This is a genomic window from Hydrogenovibrio halophilus DSM 15072 (assembly GCF_000384235.1).
GTDB classification, from domain to species: Bacteria; Pseudomonadota; Gammaproteobacteria; order Thiomicrospirales; family Thiomicrospiraceae; genus Hydrogenovibrio; species Hydrogenovibrio halophilus.
The window spans coordinates 2,089,008-2,107,593 of sequence record NZ_KB913033.1 but is presented as its reverse complement, the minus strand read 5'-3'; the positions used below and the strand labels follow the sequence as shown (position 1 = coordinate 2,107,593).

Genomic DNA, 18,586 nt, shown 5'->3' with positions numbered 1-18,586 from the left:
TATTATAAAGGATTTGGCATGTGGGATGCGCAGGACAAACCAGCGAAGAATGAACAGCCGGATGGCATGACTCGTCTGGCTTCGGCAGCGGAGACGTTCATCAAACAGGAACGCTGGTCACGACGCTGGACCAACCTGTTGAAACTGGCCGTGATCGCCTACATTGTGTTCACTTTGGTGATGCTTGGCAAACAGTTTGCGCCCTCGGAAGACATTGCCATGAGCAAAACGCACACGGCGATTGTCAACCTCAACGGCGCGATTATGCCCGACAGCCTCAACAGCGCGGAATTTTTCAACCCCCTATTGCGTGAGGCCTTCCGTTCCGAGCAATCCAAAGCGGTGGTGATCCGAGCCAATTCGCCCGGCGGCAGTCCAGTGCAGTCGGCTCTGATCAATGACGAAATCACGCGCCTGAAACAGAAACACAACAAACCCGTGTATGTGGTGATCGAAGACATCTGTGCCTCCGGTTGCTATTACATTGCCGTGGCGGCCGATCGCATCTACGCCAACAAAGGCTCCATCGTCGGCTCCATCGGGGTGCGTATGGATTCGTTCGGCCTGACCGAGATGATGGAAAAACTGGGCATCGAAAACCGCTCCATGCACGCCGGTGACCACAAAGCCTTTATCGACCCCTTCAGCCCCAAAGACGAGGCCGGACGCGCCTTTTTCAAGGAACATGTGCTGGAACGCACCCACCAGCAGTTCATTAAAACAGTACGCGAAGGCCGTGGCGACCGCCTGAAAGAAACCGAAAACACCTTTACCGGCCTGGTGTGGCTGGGCGACGAAGCCACCGAAAACGGACTGATCGACGCACTGGGCGATGTCGGCCATGTGGCGCGTTCGGTGGTGGAGGAACCCAATACCCGAATCTACGAAACCGAAAAATCCCTGATGGAACGGCTGATGGGCAACATCGGAGCCGAAACCGCCGCCCAGCTGACCCAATACTTCAGCACCCTGAAATAAGCCCCTGATCCGTTCGGGGAACGTCTTTTTTACCAGGCCTGGTGATTCCTATGATCGTCTGGCCCAAACGTTCCGGTCACATTCATGAGCCAACACCGCATTACCAGTACCGAGGTCATCGACCGACTGGACAGTCTGAAAAACCTGCCCACTTTCTCCGGTCTGCTGGGAGAATACGACGCGCTGATGGCCAGTCCTAAAGGGTCGCATCTGAAAAACGTGGTCACCCTGTTGCACGCCGACCCGCGCATTTCCACCGGATTGCTCAAGTCGGCCAACAGCGCCCGTTTCAACCCCGGCAGCAAACAGGTAACCGATCTGGGCGAAGCCATATCCCTGATGGGCAACAATGACGTTCGCATGCTGATCGTGACCTGGAATTTCTACACCATGTTTCGCCAGACGACCGAACTGGATCAGGCGGCGTATCTGAGCCATTCGATGGTCGCCGGATTCATCGGCAAACGACTGGCACCTCTGTGCAAAATCGATGCGGATCAGGGATTTTCCATGGGACTGCTTCACGACCTCGGGGTTTATCTGCTGGCGCTTTATGCGCCCGAAACCGTGGCCGAACTGCGCGAGACCACGCAAGGCAAAGCCGGACGACACGAATCCGCCGAAAAGAAATTGTTTGCCACCACTCACGCCCATGTCGGCGCGCGCATGGTCAATCGCTGGCAACAACCGAAACGGGTGGTCATGGGCATTCTCGGCCACCAGAACCCAGCACTGGTTCCGCGCGAGTTCCAGGCCGCAGCGCGTCTGACCGCTCTGGCTCAGGCCGGGGCCTTTTATCTAGGGTACGGCAATGGACTGGTCGAAGACGCGCCCGACCTACTGACTGACACCACCAAAGGCTTTTTGAAACGACAGGGCATCAGCGAAGAAACCTTTGTCGATGCCACTCACCAGGCCCTTCAGGAAGCCAAAGACACCGGATTGCTCTGAGCCATGCCTATGTCACGTGTCCAGACAACGCAAGCCACCACTCACCGCACCGCTCTGCTGCTGACGCTGGTGCTGCTGGTGGTGTTGAGTCTGCTCAGTTTCTGGCTGAATCTTGACAGCTACCAATCGCAAAAACGCAATTTCCTGCATTATTCCGCCAGCCAGGAACAGTCCAGCCTGGACTCGAGTCTGCGCGCACTGAGCCTGCATGCCCTGACCATTTACAAATCCAGCCTGCTCAAGGATTCGGTGTTTCGACTGATGGCTCAAGCCCATCACGGCACCGAGGCCGAAAAAACGCCGCTTCGACAAAACCTCTATCAGCGTCTGTTGCCCACCTACAAATTGCTTTCGGCCGATTATTTGCGCCAGCTGCATTTCCACCTGCCCGGCAGCATCAGTTTTTTGCGTTTTCATCGACCGAGCATGCACGGCGATGACCTGTCGCCTTTTCGTCACAGCATCAACTACGTCAACGACACCCTTCGCCCGATCAGTGGGTTTGAAGAAGGTCGTATTTTCAACGGCTTGCGTCACGTTTTTCCCATCATGTATCAGTCCGATTTTGTGGGCACGGTGGAAATCTCGTTTGCGATGGACGCCCTGTTCAACAGCATCAGCCACAATCATGCCGAGTATTTCAATCTCCTGCTGAAAAAAAGCCACATTGAGAAAAAAGTCAGACCGGATGAACGCGACAACTACCAGCCATCCGAGGTTTCCGACCAGTTTCTGGTCGACAAGCGCCTGCATTTTACGCAAACGGGAAGTGGTCAGTCCGTCATCCCCAACAATTTTCATCAGGAAGCGCCCAAACGCTTGAGCGACGAGATCATGACCCGGCTGCACGCCAAAGTCAGTGCGCAGTTTGCCCAAAAGCAGGGACCGGATCTGAGCCAGCCGCGTCTCCATCATATGGTGGTTTCTCTGGACCAGGAGGATTACCTGATCCACTACCTGCCTCTGTACGACATTGCCGGTCAGTTTGTCGGCTACATTGTCAACCATCAGCGCAACCAGGAGCTGGCACAAATGCGCCAGGATTTCTGGAAGCACCTGCTGACCAATCAGGTGCTGTTGCTGCTATTGAGCTGGCTGGGGTATTTTTACCTGCGCAAACTGGTGCGTCGTCAGAAGCAGTTGGCCTGGCAGGCGCGCACCGACAGCCTGACCGGCGTATACAACCGCACCGGGTTCAAACGGCTTTTGTACGACAGCATTGCTCAGGCCAGAGTGGAAAGAAGCCCGTTGAGCGTGATCTTTTTTGATCTGGACCACTTCAAGCAAATCAATGACGAACATGGCCATCTGCTCGGTGATCAGGTGCTAAAACACACCAGTGATCTGATCACCGAAGGCCTGACCCGCAAAGACATCATTGCCCGCTGGGGCGGTGAAGAATTTGCGATTCTGCTGCCCGACACCCGACGGATCGATGCCTACAAGGTCGCCGAGCGCCTGCGCCAGACTCTGGCCGCCGACCGGAGTTTTCCGTTTGACGTGACCGCCAGTTTCGGCGTTCACGGCCTGCAGGAAGACGACACCATCGAAACCTTCATGCAAAAAGCCGACGCCCTGCTCTATCAGGCCAAAAACCGCGGACGCAATTGCGTGGTGGTCAGCAAGGAAGACTGAAAATCACCGCATTCGGGTCAGGTCCTGACCCCAACCTTGTCATTCCTGCGAAAGCAGGAATCTTTCAAGCACTTGCAAAACGATCAGGCCAAGCCCGATCCTCGTGAGCGCTTAGCCTTTTTCACCAGGCCTGGTAAGAAAAGGGTTTGACCCGATCCTACTGAAATGCGGACACAAAAAAACCGGCATTCGGTGATTCCGAGTGCCGGTTTTTTGTCTGTGCAGCAGAGCTGCAGAGTCAACGTGGCCGTTTAGGCCACAGCCACCCCGATATCCGAGAGCTGCTTGGGCGATTCCACTTTGTAGTCCGCCATCTGATCAAACTGCAGGTAACGGTAGACCTCGCTCGACATGGTGTTGAGCATCGACACCGCATCCATGTACTCGGCCTGGGTCGGAATGCGTCCCAGCACCGAACAGACCGCGGCCAGTTCGGCCGAGCCCAGGTACACATTGGCGCCATTGCCCAAACGGTTGGGGAAATTACGGGTCGAGGTGGAGAACACCGTCGCCCCGTCAGCCACACGTGCCTGGTTGCCCATGCACAATGAGCAGCCCGGCATTTCGGTGCGCGCGCCCACCTTGCCAAAGATGCTGTAATAGCCTTCTTCGATCAGCTGGCGCTCGTCCATTTTGGTCGGCGGTGCCACCCACAGGCGCGTTGGCACCGTGCCCATCTGCTCCAGTACCTTGCCGGCGGCACGGTAATGACCGATATTGGTCATACAGGAACCGATGAACACTTCATCGATCTGGGTGCCTTCGACTTCGGACATCAACTTCACATCGTCCGGGTCATTGGGGCAGGCCACAATCGGCTCTTTGATGGTGTTCAGGTCAATCTCAATCACTTCTTTGTAGTTGGCATCGGCATCGGCTTCCATCAGTTCCGGGTTGTCGATCCAGGCCTGCATGGCATCGCGACGACGCAACAGCGTGCGCGCGTCCTGATAACCATTTTCGACCATCCAGTCGATCAGAGCCATATTGGATTTCAGATACTCGATGATCGGTTCCTGACCCAGTTTGACCACACAGCCGTTGGCCGAGCGCTCGGCCGAGGCGTCCGACAATTCAAAGGCCTGCTCCACTTTCAGGTGTTCCAGACCTTCGATTTCCAGTACGCGGCCGTTAAACACGTTTTGCTTGCCTTTCTTCTCAACGGTCAGCAACCCATCCTGAATCGCCTGATACGGAATCGCATTCACCAGATCACGCAAGGTAACGCCCGGCTGCATTTCGCCTTTGAAACGCACCAGTACCGATTCGGGCATATTCAACGGCATCACGCCTAGGGTTGCGCCAAACGCCACCAGACCGGAGCCGGCCGGGAAGGAAATGCCAATCGGGAAACGTGTGTGCGAATCGCCGCCCGTGCCCACGGTATCAGGCAGCAGCAAACGGTTAAGCCAGGAGTGAATCACCCCGTCACCCGGACGCAGGGACACGCCACCGCGACTGGTAAAAAACTCCGGCAGCGTGTGCTGAAGTTTAACGTCCACCGGTTTGGGATAAGCGGCGGTATGACAGAACGACTGCATCACCAGATCGGCGTTAAAGCCCAGACAGGCCAATTCTTTCATTTCATCACGCGTCATCGCGCCGGTGGTGTCCTGCGAGCCCACGGTGGTCATGCGTGGCTCGCAATACATGCCGGGGCGCACACCGGCCACGCCACAGGCCTTGCCCACCATTTTCTGCGCCAGGGTATAGCCGTGATCGGCCTGGGATTTGTCCTGCGGGCGAATGAACACGTCTGAGGGCTCCAGACCCAGGGCTTCACGCGATTTGTCGGTCAAGCCCCGACCGATGATCAGTGGCACACGGCCACCGGCACGGACTTCGTCGGGCATGGTGTCCGGTGCCAATTCGAATGTGGAAACGGTTTCGCCCTGCTCATTGACGATTTTGCCATCATAAGGGTAAATCGTGATCACATCGCCCATTTCCAGCTTTTCCACATCGCACTCGATCGGCATGGAACCGGAATCTTCGGCGGTGTTAAAGAAAATCGGCGCAATCTTGCCGCCCAGCACCACACCGCCTTTGCGCTTGTTGGGCACGTAAGGAATGTCGTCACCGAAAAACCACATCACCGAGTTCATCGCCGATTTGCGCGAGGAGCCGGTGCCGACCACATCGCCCACGTACGCGACCGGATGACCTTTGGCTTCCAGCTCGGCAATGGTGGCGTCCAGATCATCCAGGCGCGTCTTCAGCATTTCCTTGGCGTGCAACGGAATGTCCGGACGCGACCAGGCCGCTGTCGCGGGCGACAGATCGTCGGTATTGGTTTCGCCATCCACCTTGAACACGGTGACCGTGATCTGTTCCGGCATTTTGGGCTTGGCTTTGAACCATTCGGCCTCGGCCCAGGATTCCAGCACCTTTTTGGCGTTGGCATTGGTTTTGGATTTTTCCAGCACGTCGTTGTAAGCGTCATACACCAACAGGGTCTGCGACAGCGCTTTCACTGCTTCTGCTGCGACCGCGTCATTGGGGCTTTCCAGCAAATCGACCAGTGGCTGCACATTGTAGCCACCCAGCATGGTGCCCAGGTAAAACACCGCTTTGACTGGCGTGATTGCGTCCACGCTGACTTTTTCAGCGGCCACATCGGCCAGAAAACCGGCTTTCACATAAGAGGCATCGTCCACGCCCGGCGGAACGCGATTGACAAACAAATCCATGACCATGTCTTTTTCGGCATCCGACAACTGGCTTGGGTTTTTGATGTACTCCACCAGTTCCGCCGTCTGCTGGGCATCCATCGGCAAAGGGGGAATGTTTTGCGCCTCGCGCTCGGCAACATGCTCACGATAAGCTTTTAACATGCAGGATTCCTTTTGGTTTGAATTGTTATTAAACTAGAATAGCTATATTTTACCACACCGATGCCCCAGTCTTAAGGCGTAGCAAAGATGGGCAACAGGAATTCATGACCGACGCGACCGAACAGGCACTGGCCAGATTGCCGGACATTCTGAAGAAAGACTTGCAGGAAAACCTGTGCATGTGCAACGAAGTGCCGAAAATCGAGGTGATTCGTGCCATCGCCGAGGGCGCGGACACGCGAGAGAAAGTGCAGCAAACCACCTGTGCCAGCGATGGCAATGGCTGCTGCAGACGCCAAGTGTTGCGGCTGATCGAGTGTGTTCATCAAAAGGACGGTCACGCCTGACCCTGATAACGGAATAATCAGGCGTGACCGGCGAGCGTTTTATCCACGCTCACTCCACCACGGTCAATCAGAAGGGTCGGCCGGTTTCGATTGGCAACGCCTCATTTCTGGACCATTCGTTCCAGGAACCGAAATAGAGCTTAACATTGTCAATCCCGGCCGATTTCAGCGCCACATAGGTATTGGAGGCGCGAGCGCCTTTGAAACAATACAGATAAACCTCGGAATCCTGATCGATGCCAACACTCTGGCATTCGGCCAGTATTTCATCCGGGGATTTGAATAACGCCGTTTCACCGGGTTTCATCATCCGATACCATTCAATCCACACAGAGCCAGGCAAACGTCCCTTTCTCGGGCAGAAATCCTTACCATAGGGCGACGAACTTTCTGCTATCCACTCGTCCACGTCCCGGACATCCAGCAGCTTGATGTCGCTGTCAAGCGCATTGAGCACCGCCTCTTTATCAATCATGTAAGCCTCACCAGTGTCTTTGATCGGAAAGGTTTTCTGTTCAGGCTCTGGTGTTTCCAGGCTGACGGGATAAACACCGGAAACCCAGGCCTGGTAACCACCATGAAGGATGTAGACCGATTCGTACCCCAGGTATTTGAGCAAAAAATAGCCCCGACAGGATTGGCCAAACCCGGTATCCATCGAATCTTCGTACAGAACCACCGTTTCTTCGCCCGAAATCCCGGCATCGCCAAAGGTTTTGGCGAAATTTTCCTTGAGTTCACTGATCCCTTCCGGCGTTGAGGTCGCCAGAAATGTGAAAATCGAATGGATGTTCACCGCTCCGGGAATGTGTCCCTTTGAGTAGTCTTCCGGCGAGCGGGTATCAATGACGACGACGGGCAACTTGCTCAAAATCATGTCATTGAGTCGTTCTGCATTGATTAAAGGACTGGTCATAACGGTTTCTCCTGAGTGGGTCGCCATACTGGCGACAGGCAATGTCTGTTTCACGCCATTGCCTTTGCAGCAAACAGGCCAAACAACCGGAGCCACAACAGATTGAAGCACTTGGAGAATACTATGAAAGTGAACACTGAAGAAAGCGACCCGACAAAGGCGGCCAAACCGCAACAAATCATGACAATGTCAGACACGGACCTGTGTGCAAGAAACAGGAAACAGGCCATCGAACTGGCCCCAATTGTGCCAGGCGTTCAGATAACCGGCCTTACCGCCGAAACCGTTGTTACCAGGCCGAGGATTCAGACTTCGTGGGTTTGCTGAATCCCGGCAATCTGCCAGTTGCCTTCGCCTTTGCTCAAACGGCGAATGTGCCAGATTTCATCAAACGCATGCGCCGAACCGGCTTTGTCTTCTTTGATGAAACCATGAAAACGCACACTGACCACAAAATAATCCTCATCAAATATCTGATCGACGATTTCCGTGTAAAGGGTGTCCACTTCGGTATGGTTTTCGCCGGGCACCACTTCGCGCATCAAGTCCTGCAACGCCTGATAAAGCTCGGGGGTGCAATAGCTTTCGATTTCGCTGGCATCGCCATCATCCCAGGCTTTTTGCACCGCCACAAAATGCGCTCTGGCACTTTGTTCAAAACTGTCGGCGCGGAACCATTCGGGCGCGGTCGCCCGATGCAACGCATTCAAACCCAGACCGGAGCCGATGATCGAACCCTCTCCGCCCGGACTGGCCGTTTCCAAATCCGCGGAGGGATTCGTGCGTTGCTGATTAAGGTCGAACGGGCCGGCCTGTGCGTCCTGTCCTTGCCCGCCCTGTCTGGCCGTCATCTGAGACGCCGCAAAGCGTTTAAACAATGCAAACAGTCCGAATGCGATCAGTGCAAACAGCAACAGGTCCATGATCTGCAGGCCATCAAACCCATCGCCAAAAAACATCCAGGCCAACAGCCCACCCGCAGCCAGCCCCGCCAAAGGCCCCAGAAAGCGCGAGGTACCGGAATTGGCGATCGTCTGCTGGCGCTGAGCCTGTTGTTGCTGTTTGGAAGGTTGCTGGCGTTGCTGAGTCGGCGCAGAATATTTTTTGCCAAAACTGCCGCCACCGCCAAAACGCTTGGCTTCGGCTGCCTGAGGGGCAACCAGACCCAACATAAACACAACACCGGTCAAAACCGTTAGTAATCGCTTCACTGTCACACGCTCCATTTCCTGTTTTTTGAACCGATGAACTTTACCTGATTCTGAAAAGAACACAAGCCATAGGGTATCGCCCGCCTCAGCGTAAAGTGTCACGCCATTTAATCCGATGGCACCGTGCTGATCCGATAAATCTTCCCGGCATCGGTGGCCAGGTAGAGGAAACCGTCCGGGCCTTCGGCCAGACTGCGCACCCGTTCATCTTTGTCGTCCAGATAACGTTTTTCGTCCTCAACCGTCTGATCGGCACCCAGCACCACCCGGTTCAGATGGGTCAGGGCCAGAGCGCCGGTAAACAGATCGCCCTGCCAGGCCGCCAGCTTCTGCCCCCGATAAATCAGCAAATCACTGGGCGCAATCGACGGCGTATAGACTTTGACCGGATCGACCATGCCCGCTTTGTGATCCACCCCGATCTCAGTGCCCAGCACATATTCCTTGCCCTGGGACACCTGCGGCCAGCCATAGTTCTGGCCTTTTTCGATCACATTGATTTCGTCCCCGCCTTGCGGGCCATGTTCGATTTCCCACAAACGGTTTGTCTCGCGATCAAACATCAGCCCCTGCGGATTGCGGTGACCGTAACTCCAGATGTCATCCAGTGCGTCCGGGTCGGACACAAACGGATTGTCATCGGGCACGGAACCGTCCAGATTCAGCCGAATCACCGTGCCGGCATGGTTGCTCAAATCCTGCGCATTCTCACGCTGGCCCCGATCGCCCACGGTAAAAAAGACATGCCCCTGATGGTCAAAGGCAATGCGGCTGCCAAAATGGATATTGCGATAGGAATCGGATTTTGTGACCAGCAGATCCTGCCAGTCGCTCAGACGTTGCCCGTTTAGCTTGGCACGCGCCAGCGTCGTGACCCCGCTTGTGCCTTTGGGTTTGCTGTAAGTAAAATACACCCAGCCGGATTGCGCGTAGTCGGGCGACAGTTTCACATCCAGCAAACCGCCCTGGCCCACCGCCAGCACATCGGGCACGCCGTCCAACCAGACGATTTTCTGCGTGCTCAAATCCAGAATCCCCGCACGTCCTTCCCGCTGGGTCAGGATCAGGCGCTGATCATCCAGAAATGCCATGCCCCAGGTGATGCCCAGGTCTTCGGCAACCGTTTCCAGTGTCGGATTTTCGCTGTCGGCCAGGCTCTGAAGCGGCGTCGCCAGCCAGAGAAAGGCGCTCAACAATCCCCAAAGCCAATGCTTTTGCCTGTGACTTTTTGACGGCAAACGCCGCAAAGCGGTGTGATCGAAAAACCGGGTCGTGTGATTGCCATGACGCATCGTGTCTCCTTTTCAATCCCTGAATTCCAGTATGAACTGCCAAAATAAAGGCGCACTTCCTTTATAATAGGCGCATCCCAAATCATTTAAAAAAGGTTTTTACGCATGCAACTGTCCGAATTGACCGCGATTTCCCCGATTGATGGCCGCTATGGCGCTCGACTTTCCCCACTTAAGGAAATTTTCAGTGAATACGGCCTGATCAAAAACCGGGTGCGGGTCGAAGTCGCCTGGCTGCGCATGCTGGCCAATCATCCGGGCATTCCCGAAGTGCCGGCTTTAAGCGACGCCGCGCAAAACCATCTGTTGAAACTGGTGGATGAATTCTCTCTGGACATGGCCCAGCGCGTCAAAGAGATCGAGCGCACCACCAACCACGATGTGAAAGCGGTCGAATACCTGATCAAGGAACATTTCGGCGACAACGAAGAACTCAATGCCATCAGCGAATTCGTGCATTTTGCCTGCACCTCCGAAGACATCAACAATCTGGCTTATGCCCTGATGCTGAAGGACGCGCGCGCCAAAGTGCTGGTGCCGCAAATGCAGGAAGTGATCGACAAAATGGCAACCATGGCCGAAGACATGGCCGAGATTCCGATGCTGTCACGCACCCACGGCCAACCCGCTTCACCTACCACCGCCGGCAAGGAATTCGCCAATGTGGCCTATCGTCTTCAGCGTCAGGTCAAACAACTGATGAATGTGTCGATCATGGGCAAAATCAATGGCGCGACCGGCAACTACAATGCGCACTTGGCGGCGTATCCGGCGATCAACTGGTACGAACTCACCGAACAGTTTGTGCAGAGTCTTGGTCTGCTGTGGAATCCCTACACCATTCAGATCGAACCGCATGATTACATTGCCGAATACTTCCACACACTGCAGCGTTACAACACGATTCTGATCGATTTTGACCGCGACATCTGGGCCTACATTTCCAATAACTTCTTCAAGCAGAAAACCGTCGCCGGTGAGATTGGTTCGTCCACCATGCCGCACAAGGTCAATCCGATTGACTTCGAAAACTCCGAAGGCAATCTGGGCATCGCCAATGCGATTTTTGATCACCTGGGTCAGAAACTGCCGATCTCGCGCTGGCAGCGTGACCTGACCGACTCCACCGTGTTGCGCAATCTGGGCGTAGGCGTGGCGCACACCGTCATTTCCCTGCAAGCCACCTTGAAAGGTCTGAGCAAGCTGGAAGTCAACGCCGACGAAATGGCCCGCGACCTCGACAACAACTGGGAAATTCTGGCCGAAGCCATTCAAACCGTGATGCGTCGTTACGGCATTGAAAAGCCTTACGAGAAGCTCAAAGACCTGACCCGTGGCACCCGCGTCGATCAGGCCGGCATGCAGGCCTTTGTGGACGGACTGGATATGCCGCCCGAAGCCAAGGAACAACTCAAGGCCATGACCCCGGCCAGCTACATCGGCAACGCGGCACAACAGGCCAAAAACATCGAACTGGCACTGACCATGATCAAAGGGCGTTAAACGCCTGTATTTTTAACCAGGCCTGGTAAGAGGCACCCTTCGTGCGCGTCAATAACGGCTAAAAATGGCTAAAATCCCGCTGACCTGCGTTGGAAAATTTGACCATAGCGTTGCTATGGCCTGCATTTCCCGCCTTGCTCAACAAGATTTTTTCTCATTTTTATCTCGCTCTTGACACGCACAAAGGGTGCCCTATTTTTGCGCCCATTCATTTCTCTACTTTGACTTTAAAGCCGCTCTTATGATTCAGTTTCAAGACATTGATCTCCAAACCTTTTTAAGCGACTACTGGCAACAGAAACCGGTGCTGCTCAAAAACGCCCTGCCCGATTTTGAAGCGCCGATCACACCCGAAGAAATGGCCGGTCTGTCACTGGAACCCGAGGTCGAAAGCCGGATGGTGTTGCAACATGGCGACACCGATTACGAACTGCGTCAGGGACCGTTTGACCACAACACCTACACCAAGTTGCCGAAAAAAAACTGGACCCTGCTGGTTCAGGGCATGGATCGGCTATTACCGGAAATGCACGCGCTGCTGGAACAGTTTGATTTTCTGCCACGCTGGCGCATTGACGACATCATGGCGAGCTACGCCACCACCGGCGGCAATGTGGGGCCGCATTTCGATCACTACGACGTGTTTCTATTGCAGGCCGCCGGACAGCGTCGCTGGCAATTGACCGCACAGGATTGCACTGAAGACAACTACCTGCCCGGCGTCGATCTGCGTCTGATGCAACGTTTTGAGGTGGAAGACGATTACGTGCTCAGCCCCGGCGATGTGCTTTACGTGCCGCCCAAATGGGGCCATCACGGCGTCGCGCTGGACGACGACTGCATGACCTTTTCCATTGGCTACCGCACCTATCGCGGGCAGGAAATGTGGGATTCATTGGGCGATCACCTGGCCGAAACCCAGTCGTTTCAAGACTTGTATCGCGATCCCAAGTGGTCCAGCAACCTGAACCCCGGCGAAGTGCCGCCAGGAGCCGCACAACAAGCCAAAGCACTGATGCAGAACCTGCTCCAGGACGACGCCCTGCTGCAAACCTGGATGGGCCGTTTCGCCACCCAGCTCGATCAAAGCGGCGCACAGCAACTGCCCGAACCGCTGGACGAAACCGAAAAAGCCGATCTGGCAGATTTTGTCGACGCCCTGCAACAATCACCAGGCCTGGTCAAAGACCCGGTCTGTCGCTTCGCCTTCGTCGATGGCACGCCCGTCAAACTCTTTATCAACGGCACCCAATGGGACACCCAAGGCGCCAGCGACCAACTGATACGTACCCTGGCCAACCAAGATCAACTCACCGCTAAAGACTGCGCCGATGAAAGCGGCCACAAACTGCTGCATGATCTTTGGCAATTGCAGTATTTGACGTTCAGCGAGTAAAGAAGCTGACCTACAACAGTATTGAATACTACTTAATCTTAATGCAAGATATCTGATAGTTTCTAGGTCCAATAAAGGGTAACGTCCCTTTTTCAAACCTTAGTCCGCACCTATAGGGGATGAAATGCGAATTGATCTTGACTACATGGCCCAGCTGCTAGATGTCTTCCTAGAAGCAGATACTGCCCATATTTCAGTTCCCGAAATTGAGCGCTCTGGTATACAGATTGCCGGGAACGATGGCTTGGATGAAAAGTTTCTTTTCCATTTTCAGTTGGCTGCGGAAAATGGCTTGATCAGTAACCGAGATCTTCAGGTAAACGGCCTAAAGTCACTTGGCATTACGATTGGAGCCGGAGATGGGGTTACCCTCGTATCTACCCCCATACGGCTGACGCAGTCAGGTCATGATTTCGCCAATGCATTAAAAAACAAAGAGGTTTTGGTGAGGCTTCGGTCAGAATTGAAAGGCGCTCCATTCAGAGTTCTTTTCGATGGCAGTCAGAAGCTGTTAGAGCATTTCTTAAAGAAAAAGCTCGATGAGCTATTGGAGTGAGCTGTGTATAACTATCGCAGGGACAGCGACGGCTTTTCATTCCGGCTGCGCCTCCACCATTACAAAGCCGCGCGTGCTGCGAACGTTATAAGTCTTCATGCACAGAGATAGAGGAATTAAGCACGTTTAACGATTAAGCTAAGCGGCTGCGCGTTAGCGCAGTCGGCTTGAGTGTATTGTTGTGCAGTAATTTTATCTAGCTCTTGTAACTGAGTTTTGACAGGTACATTGAATACTAAAATGACTATTTCCTATGCCATTAAGAGTTTCCAACGAAGATACTTCAAAACTTCCTCCTCCACATGCAAGATGTAAAACATTTGCTAATGAGTGTTCCTGACCATCTAAACAACTATCCTGAACTTTTGAACCTAAGTCTTTTAATTGTTCATCAATTATCCTGATATGTTCTGGCTTAACCATACTGGTTTCGGTATAAGTTGTCATATGCTTACCTTTTTAATTTAATACTTTAGATTATGCTCTAGAGGCACAACGCCCGGCTCACGCGCCGGTTTGGAGCCGCAAAGCGGCGGAAAATCGGTCGCCGTGCAGCCGATTGTTAGATTTTATCCCGTGTGTGTGCAGCATAATCACTGTTGAGTGCAATAAACTCATTTCCCTTTGGTCCCTCAGGAAAATCCAATGGAGGAACTCGATGCAAATCAATTTCAACCTGATCTACGCCATCTAAGGCCATTGTTTTATCCTTGATAAGGGATTTCACCAAATCCGATTCCTGATTTGTACCGTTGAACACCAGCCAGAATCCAAGCGGAAGAAATTTAAAAATATGGCCGAAGACCACCTCTCTCTTACCAGCACTATTGATTAACGATTTCCCAACGTTTTTAATCAGTACCTGCCTTCTGGAGGGATACAGCCAATAGTAAATTTCCAGATTCTCAGGGAAGTCTGCTGTCTCATCTAGGAAATAACTTCTCAACGAGTCACTGATTGGACTCGATAGCAAACCTTGGTTTGTTTCTTCTACCGCCAGACCAGCCAAAACATGACCAACAACGGCTCTAGCTATTCGTTGTGGTTTGATGAACGGGTAAATGGTTCGAGGTAGGGCAATTTTTTGTCTCTTCGCCCCCAAAGCTAAGGCAGTGATTGCGTTAGACAGGTTGATAAGCGCAGGGTCGTAGTGGATCCCAAGCCGGGTATTATTGCATTCCCCACATAATGTCCGGTAATGGGTTCCGCCTTGAGATGTAGTGCCAACTTTGGCGGAGTTTTCTGACGGAAGGAGAGCCATGATCTCCACGTCATTGAGGTTGTTGCACCCCTTTGGCGGAACATGATCCCTAGAGAGAGGCCCCTTATCTCCGCAGATAACGCAAAACCCAACCTTGTGACCCTTGTTTTGAACTCTCTTCCTCAGGTTTTTTGCGTATCCCACCATATTTTTTCCCAAATCTAACTATAAATGAACATCACGATAGGTCAGAGGTGGGCATTTTTTGAGCAGCCAACGCCCCATCAGGCAGGGCGGTGGTTGTTTTGCAGGGTGTCGATATCGAGCATATCGGTGAAGGCAAAATCAAGCTTTCTACGAAGCTGGTAAACGGCATGTTTTGCAAGCACCCAGTAATATTTCAAACGAATTGACAATGGCGCTTTTCGGTTCAAAAAGACATCGGCATGTGCCTTGTCTTGCCCTTCTAAGGCGTCATCAACGTAGGTTTTGACCATTTCGAGCATGACGGATCTGACGTCTTCTGCCGTATCAGCCTGCGCGGCCAGATTAAAGTCGATGCAGTATGCCTGCCACACATCGCCTTCTCGGTACCCAAAAATTCTAATCGGCTTCAACTTGCCCGGCATGTTTGTCTCCCAAATAAAGCAACGGCTTCATTAACAACCAAATATACGCCCATGATTTTCCGTCAACATATTAAATCTTATGGGTTTATTTTTCTCAGGTCAATCAATATGAGCGTTCATGACAAACCTCTATGACAAACCTTTGTCCGGCCCGACTAACGCGCCGGGCTTTTGCTTGCCATTTGAAGTGTTACAGACTTTTAAAGCTGATGCATTTTAAAGCCGTGTTCGGTCAGCATCTGGCCGTTTTCGGCGTTGGTGAGCACGGCGCGTGAGGCGTTTTCGGGTTTGAGGTAAGACTCTGCGACGCGGCGTACGTCGTCCAGCGTTGTGTCCAGAATCGCCTGGCGGTACGCGGTGCGAATTTCGTGACTGCGGCCATAGAGTTCGTAGTAGAACGCTTTGCGCGCCTCGCCGGCTGGCGAACCGGGTTTGTCGATGGCGCTGATCACATTCAGGATCGCTTCGTCCACTTTGCTTTGCGTGGCCTGTTCCCCCAGTACCCAGTCCAGTGAATGCTCAAAATCGGCAAACGTGGCCAGCACTCTGGGATCACGGTAGGAGAAGAAGGCAAAGCTGCCCGCTTCCGGATTGTAGGTCGCCCCGCCGCCATAGGCCCCGCCTTTTTCACGCACAGCGGTATGCAGAAAGCCATTGCGCAGCATCGCGCCCAGCACCGACAGCGCCGGTGCATCGGCGTGACCGGCCATCACCGCCGGATACGACTGGGCGCAGAAATTGACCTGGGTGCTGGTGACCCAGGCCTGGTGAATTTGGCTGTTTTCCACGTCCAGTGAGAGCCCTCGCGCCGGGTGTTTCTGTTCAAACAAGGTGTCCCAGCCCTGTGTGGCCGACAAGGCCGATGGCAGACCGTCGGCATCGCTGATGATCAACGCCTGTTTGGCGGTTTGCATCAGTTTGTGCTGAATGTCGGCAAACCCTTCCTGAATCCGGCCCAGTGCGGCCTCATCCGCCAGACCGTCGCTCAGGCGCTTGATGGTCTGAATCCCGGCAAAACCGGAACGCTGGAACTGCCAGTTGGCGACAGCGGAATGATTCTGGTTGGCCGCCATCATCGCCAGCGCATGACCGTTATTGGTGACCGAGTGTTCGACCGAAGCGCGGATTTGTCCGATCAGGTCCTTGATCCGGTCTTCTTCGTCAAAACGCGGCTGTTCCAGTGTTTCAAACATCAGATCGCTCAAGGCCTGCTGATTGGCGTTCAACGCTTTGCCCGAAATCACAAAATGGCTGTGAAAGCCGGAGGCATCGTTCAGATCGGCCTTGAGGGTGGAATTGGCTCCCAGCCCGCCTGTGACCGCCGCCTGCAGCGCCTGATTCTGCAGATAATCGCGTCCGGCGGCCCCGACTTCGCTCAGGCAGGTGTTAAACAGCGGCATCAGTTCGCGCTCGGACTCGCTCAGTTCCGGCAGGTCCAGCACCATCTGCAAGTAAGTCAGGCCATTGGTGCCCGCTTCATAGGTCTGATACGGCACTTCACGGCTGGCACGATGCGCCGGCTGGATCTGCTTTAACGTCTCGGGCACATCGTCCTTGGTGACTTCCGGCAGCATGGACGGATCGTCGTCTTCGTCCTGACGCGCCTGCAATGCCTGAGCCTGTTCGATGATGGCGGTTTTTTCGGCCTCGGTCAGGTTGGCTTGAGTGGCTTCCAGCCGCGCTTTTTCGGCGGCCGCTTCACGCTCGGCCTGCTCGGGATCGGGCGTCATGGTCAGGCGCACACGGTGCGGGTTGTCCAGAATCCAGCTTTGAACCAGTTCGGGAATAAAACGTGGGTCCTGAATGTCCTGTCGCAGTTGCAACAAGGCCTCATCCACGTCCAGCAACGCAATCGGATCGCCTTCGTGCAGCGCGCCGGGCAAGGCCTGCATGATCAACTGCAAACCATAAGGAAAGCCGTCGCCGCCGACTTCGCGCTGACCGAATTCCAACTGGTGCAGCATCGCTTCCACGTCTTCCTGAGGCACGCCGTCTTTGGCCACGTTTTGCAGCGTGGTCATAATCAGGTCTTCCACCGCCTGGGCGTGTTCCGGCTCGGAGCCCTGAACGCCGGCGGCAAAGGCCATTTCCTTGTTGCCGTCTTCAAACCCGCACAAAGGCGATGGCGCGGTCGCAAACTCGCACTCTTCCAGCGCCTGACGCAATGGCGAAGCGCTGTTGTCCAGCAGCACCGAGCTGAGCAGATGGCCTTTGAGCACCACCATCGGGTCCTGATTTTCGCCCAGCAACCAGCTCAATACGACGTGCGTTTTTTTCGACAGATCGTCTTCGTTCAGCGCGTAAGTGGTTTCCACGGTTTTGGGCGCGGACAGACGCTCGGTGTTGTCGACCAACGTTTTGCCGATCGAATCGTCAAAGCGGGACAAGGCCAGTTCTTCCATTCGGGTCTGATGTTCGACGGCCGGAATGTCGCCATAGGTCAGAAACACCGAGTTGGACGGGTGATAATGGGTCTGGTGAAACGCTTTCATCTGCGCGTGCGTCAGCTTTGGAATTTCCGCCGGATCGCCACCGGAGTTGTAATGATAGGTACCGGTCGGATACAACTCTTCGGTCACCTTCTGGAACAAGGTGGCCACGGGCGAACTCATCGCGCCTTTCATTTCGTTGAACACCACGCCTTTGTAGGTCAGATCCGACTTGGGATCATCAATGGTTTCAAATTCCAGTCGGTGCCCTTCCTGAGCAAAATCCAGCGGATCGATCTGAGGGAAAAACACCGCATCCAGATAGACTTGCAACAGATTGTCAAAGTCCTTTCGGTTTTCGGTGGCAAACGGATACGCCGTCCAGTCACTGGCGGTCAGGGCGTTCATAAAGGTGTTGAGCGAGCGACGAATCATCATGAAAAACGGGTCGCGTACCGGGTATTTTTCACTGCCGCACAAAACGGTGTGTTCCAGAATGTGCGCGACCCCGGTGGAATCCATGGGCACGGTGCGCAACGCCACCATAAACACATTCTGCGGGTCGTCACAGGCCAGATGGTAATGATCGGCACCGGTGACCTTGTGACGATAATGCTCCACGTCGAGGTTCAGTGAATCGATGCTCTGGCGGTGAATCAGTGAAAACGCTTGATGATTCGTCATGCAGAATTTCCTTAATGAATTGGG

General features: G+C 54.1%; 15 protein-coding genes. 7 read left to right on the top strand and 8 right to left on the bottom strand.

Features of this window, described 5'->3' with window-relative positions; all coding sequences use genetic code 11:
- The first annotated feature begins 18 nt into the window (after nucleotides 1–18).
- From A377_RS0110125 to A377_RS12855, 3 genes are all read left to right on the top strand, one after another.
- The gene (locus tag A377_RS0110125; RefSeq protein WP_019896254.1) at nucleotides 19–978 is read left to right on the top strand and encodes a S49 family peptidase; all 960 of its coding nucleotides are present in this window, start codon (nucleotides 19–21) and stop codon (nucleotides 976–978) included.
- Between the two features lie 84 nt (nucleotides 979–1,062).
- Complete coding sequence (locus A377_RS0110120; RefSeq protein ID WP_019896253.1) at nucleotides 1,063–1,929, top strand: HDOD domain-containing protein; 867 nt, start codon at nucleotides 1,063–1,065, stop codon at nucleotides 1,927–1,929.
- 3 nt (nucleotides 1,930–1,932) lie between these two features.
- The gene (locus A377_RS12855) at nucleotides 1,933–3,564 is read left to right on the top strand and encodes a sensor domain-containing diguanylate cyclase (RefSeq protein ID WP_083919148.1); all 1,632 of its coding nucleotides are present in this window, start codon (nucleotides 1,933–1,935) and stop codon (nucleotides 3,562–3,564) included.
- A 251-nt stretch (nucleotides 3,565–3,815) separates the two neighbouring features.
- On the opposite strand, the gene acnB is transcribed toward A377_RS12855, so the two are convergent.
- Nucleotides 3,816–6,398, bottom strand: a complete 2,583-nt coding sequence (acnB, locus tag A377_RS0110105; RefSeq protein WP_019896250.1) for a bifunctional aconitate hydratase 2/2-methylisocitrate dehydratase — start codon at nucleotides 6,396–6,398, stop codon at nucleotides 3,816–3,818.
- 104 nt (nucleotides 6,399–6,502) lie between these two features.
- Between acnB and A377_RS0110100 the strand changes: the two genes are divergently transcribed.
- On the top strand, nucleotides 6,503–6,745 hold the full coding sequence (locus tag A377_RS0110100) for a (2Fe-2S)-binding protein (protein WP_019896249.1): 243 nt from the start codon (nucleotides 6,503–6,505) through the stop codon (nucleotides 6,743–6,745).
- A gap of 67 nt (nucleotides 6,746–6,812) precedes the next feature.
- Here A377_RS0110100 and A377_RS0110095 read toward each other — a convergent pair whose 3' ends face one another.
- The 3 genes from A377_RS0110095 to A377_RS0110080 all read right to left on the bottom strand — a co-directional run bounded on the left by A377_RS0110095 (nucleotide 6,813) and on the right by A377_RS0110080 (nucleotide 10,164).
- On the bottom strand, nucleotides 6,813–7,661 hold the full coding sequence (locus tag A377_RS0110095) for a sulfurtransferase (RefSeq protein ID WP_019896247.1): 849 nt from the start codon (nucleotides 7,659–7,661) through the stop codon (nucleotides 6,813–6,815).
- A gap of 305 nt (nucleotides 7,662–7,966) precedes the next feature.
- Entirely contained in the window at nucleotides 7,967–8,872 is a 906-nt protein-coding gene (locus A377_RS12435) for a Tim44 domain-containing protein (protein WP_245546816.1), read from the bottom strand.
- 107 nt (nucleotides 8,873–8,979) lie between these two features.
- Entirely contained in the window at nucleotides 8,980–10,164 is a 1,185-nt protein-coding gene (locus A377_RS0110080) for a PQQ-dependent sugar dehydrogenase (protein WP_019896242.1), read from the bottom strand.
- Nucleotides 10,165–10,269: 105 nt separating this feature from the next.
- On the opposite strand from A377_RS0110080, the gene purB reads away from it, so the two are divergent.
- The 3 genes from purB to A377_RS0110065 all read left to right on the top strand — a co-directional run bounded on the left by purB (nucleotide 10,270) and on the right by A377_RS0110065 (nucleotide 13,619).
- Nucleotides 10,270–11,667: an adenylosuccinate lyase gene (purB, locus tag A377_RS0110075; RefSeq protein ID WP_019896240.1), complete on the top strand. Its 1,398-nt coding sequence runs from the start codon at nucleotides 10,270–10,272 to the stop codon at nucleotides 11,665–11,667.
- 241 nt (nucleotides 11,668–11,908) lie between these two features.
- Nucleotides 11,909–13,063 carry a JmjC domain-containing protein gene (locus A377_RS0110070; RefSeq protein ID WP_019896239.1) on the top strand — a complete coding sequence of 385 codons (1,155 nt, stop codon included), beginning with the start codon at nucleotides 11,909–11,911 and terminating at the stop codon, nucleotides 13,061–13,063.
- A gap of 124 nt (nucleotides 13,064–13,187) precedes the next feature.
- On the top strand, nucleotides 13,188–13,619 hold the full coding sequence (locus A377_RS0110065) for a DUF2513 domain-containing protein (protein ID WP_019896238.1): 432 nt from the start codon (nucleotides 13,188–13,190) through the stop codon (nucleotides 13,617–13,619).
- 192 nt (nucleotides 13,620–13,811) lie between these two features.
- Here A377_RS0110065 and A377_RS13155 read toward each other — a convergent pair whose 3' ends face one another.
- The 4 genes from A377_RS13155 to A377_RS0110050 form a co-directional block, all read right to left on the bottom strand.
- On the bottom strand, nucleotides 13,812–14,066 hold the full coding sequence (locus A377_RS13155) for a hypothetical protein (RefSeq protein ID WP_157760828.1): 255 nt from the start codon (nucleotides 14,064–14,066) through the stop codon (nucleotides 13,812–13,814).
- Nucleotides 14,067–14,181: 115 nt separating this feature from the next.
- Complete coding sequence (locus A377_RS0110060; protein ID WP_157760826.1) at nucleotides 14,182–14,880, bottom strand: hypothetical protein; 699 nt, start codon at nucleotides 14,878–14,880, stop codon at nucleotides 14,182–14,184.
- A 224-nt stretch (nucleotides 14,881–15,104) separates the two neighbouring features.
- Nucleotides 15,105–15,449, bottom strand: a complete 345-nt coding sequence (locus A377_RS12430; protein WP_019896236.1) for a hypothetical protein — start codon at nucleotides 15,447–15,449, stop codon at nucleotides 15,105–15,107.
- 200 nt (nucleotides 15,450–15,649) lie between these two features.
- On the bottom strand, nucleotides 15,650–18,562 hold the full coding sequence (locus A377_RS0110050) for an insulinase family protein (RefSeq protein ID WP_019896235.1): 2,913 nt from the start codon (nucleotides 18,560–18,562) through the stop codon (nucleotides 15,650–15,652).
- Nucleotides 18,563–18,586 lie beyond the last annotated feature (24 nt).

Excerpts from the sequence above, each read along its gene's own strand:
- A377_RS0110050 (WP_019896235.1), bottom strand. The coding sequence starts at position 18,562 with ATGACGAATCATCAAGCGTTTTCACTGATTCACCGCCAGAGCATCGAT.
- A377_RS0110125 (WP_019896254.1), top strand. The coding sequence starts at position 19 with ATGTGGGATGCGCAGGACAAACCAGCGAAGAATGAACAGCCGGATGGC.
- A377_RS12855 (WP_083919148.1), top strand. The coding sequence starts at position 1,933 with ATGCCTATGTCACGTGTCCAGACAACGCAAGCCACCACTCACCGCACC.
- A377_RS0110070 (WP_019896239.1), top strand. The coding sequence starts at position 11,909 with ATGATTCAGTTTCAAGACATTGATCTCCAAACCTTTTTAAGCGACTAC.
- A377_RS0110095 (WP_019896247.1), bottom strand. The coding sequence starts at position 7,661 with ATGACCAGTCCTTTAATCAATGCAGAACGACTCAATGACATGATTTTG.
- A377_RS12430 (WP_019896236.1), bottom strand. The coding sequence starts at position 15,449 with ATGCCGGGCAAGTTGAAGCCGATTAGAATTTTTGGGTACCGAGAAGGC.
- A377_RS0110080 (WP_019896242.1), bottom strand. The coding sequence starts at position 10,164 with ATGCGTCATGGCAATCACACGACCCGGTTTTTCGATCACACCGCTTTG.
- A377_RS0110100 (WP_019896249.1), top strand. The coding sequence starts at position 6,503 with ATGACCGACGCGACCGAACAGGCACTGGCCAGATTGCCGGACATTCTG.
- A377_RS13155 (WP_157760828.1), bottom strand. The coding sequence starts at position 14,066 with ATGACAACTTATACCGAAACCAGTATGGTTAAGCCAGAACATATCAGG.
- A377_RS0110120 (WP_019896253.1), top strand. The coding sequence starts at position 1,063 with ATGAGCCAACACCGCATTACCAGTACCGAGGTCATCGACCGACTGGAC.
- A377_RS0110060 (WP_157760826.1), bottom strand. The coding sequence starts at position 14,880 with ATGGCTCTCCTTCCGTCAGAAAACTCCGCCAAAGTTGGCACTACATCT.
- purB (WP_019896240.1), top strand. The coding sequence starts at position 10,270 with ATGCAACTGTCCGAATTGACCGCGATTTCCCCGATTGATGGCCGCTAT.
- acnB (WP_019896250.1), bottom strand. The coding sequence starts at position 6,398 with ATGTTAAAAGCTTATCGTGAGCATGTTGCCGAGCGCGAGGCGCAAAAC.
- A377_RS0110065 (WP_019896238.1), top strand. The coding sequence starts at position 13,188 with ATGCGAATTGATCTTGACTACATGGCCCAGCTGCTAGATGTCTTCCTA.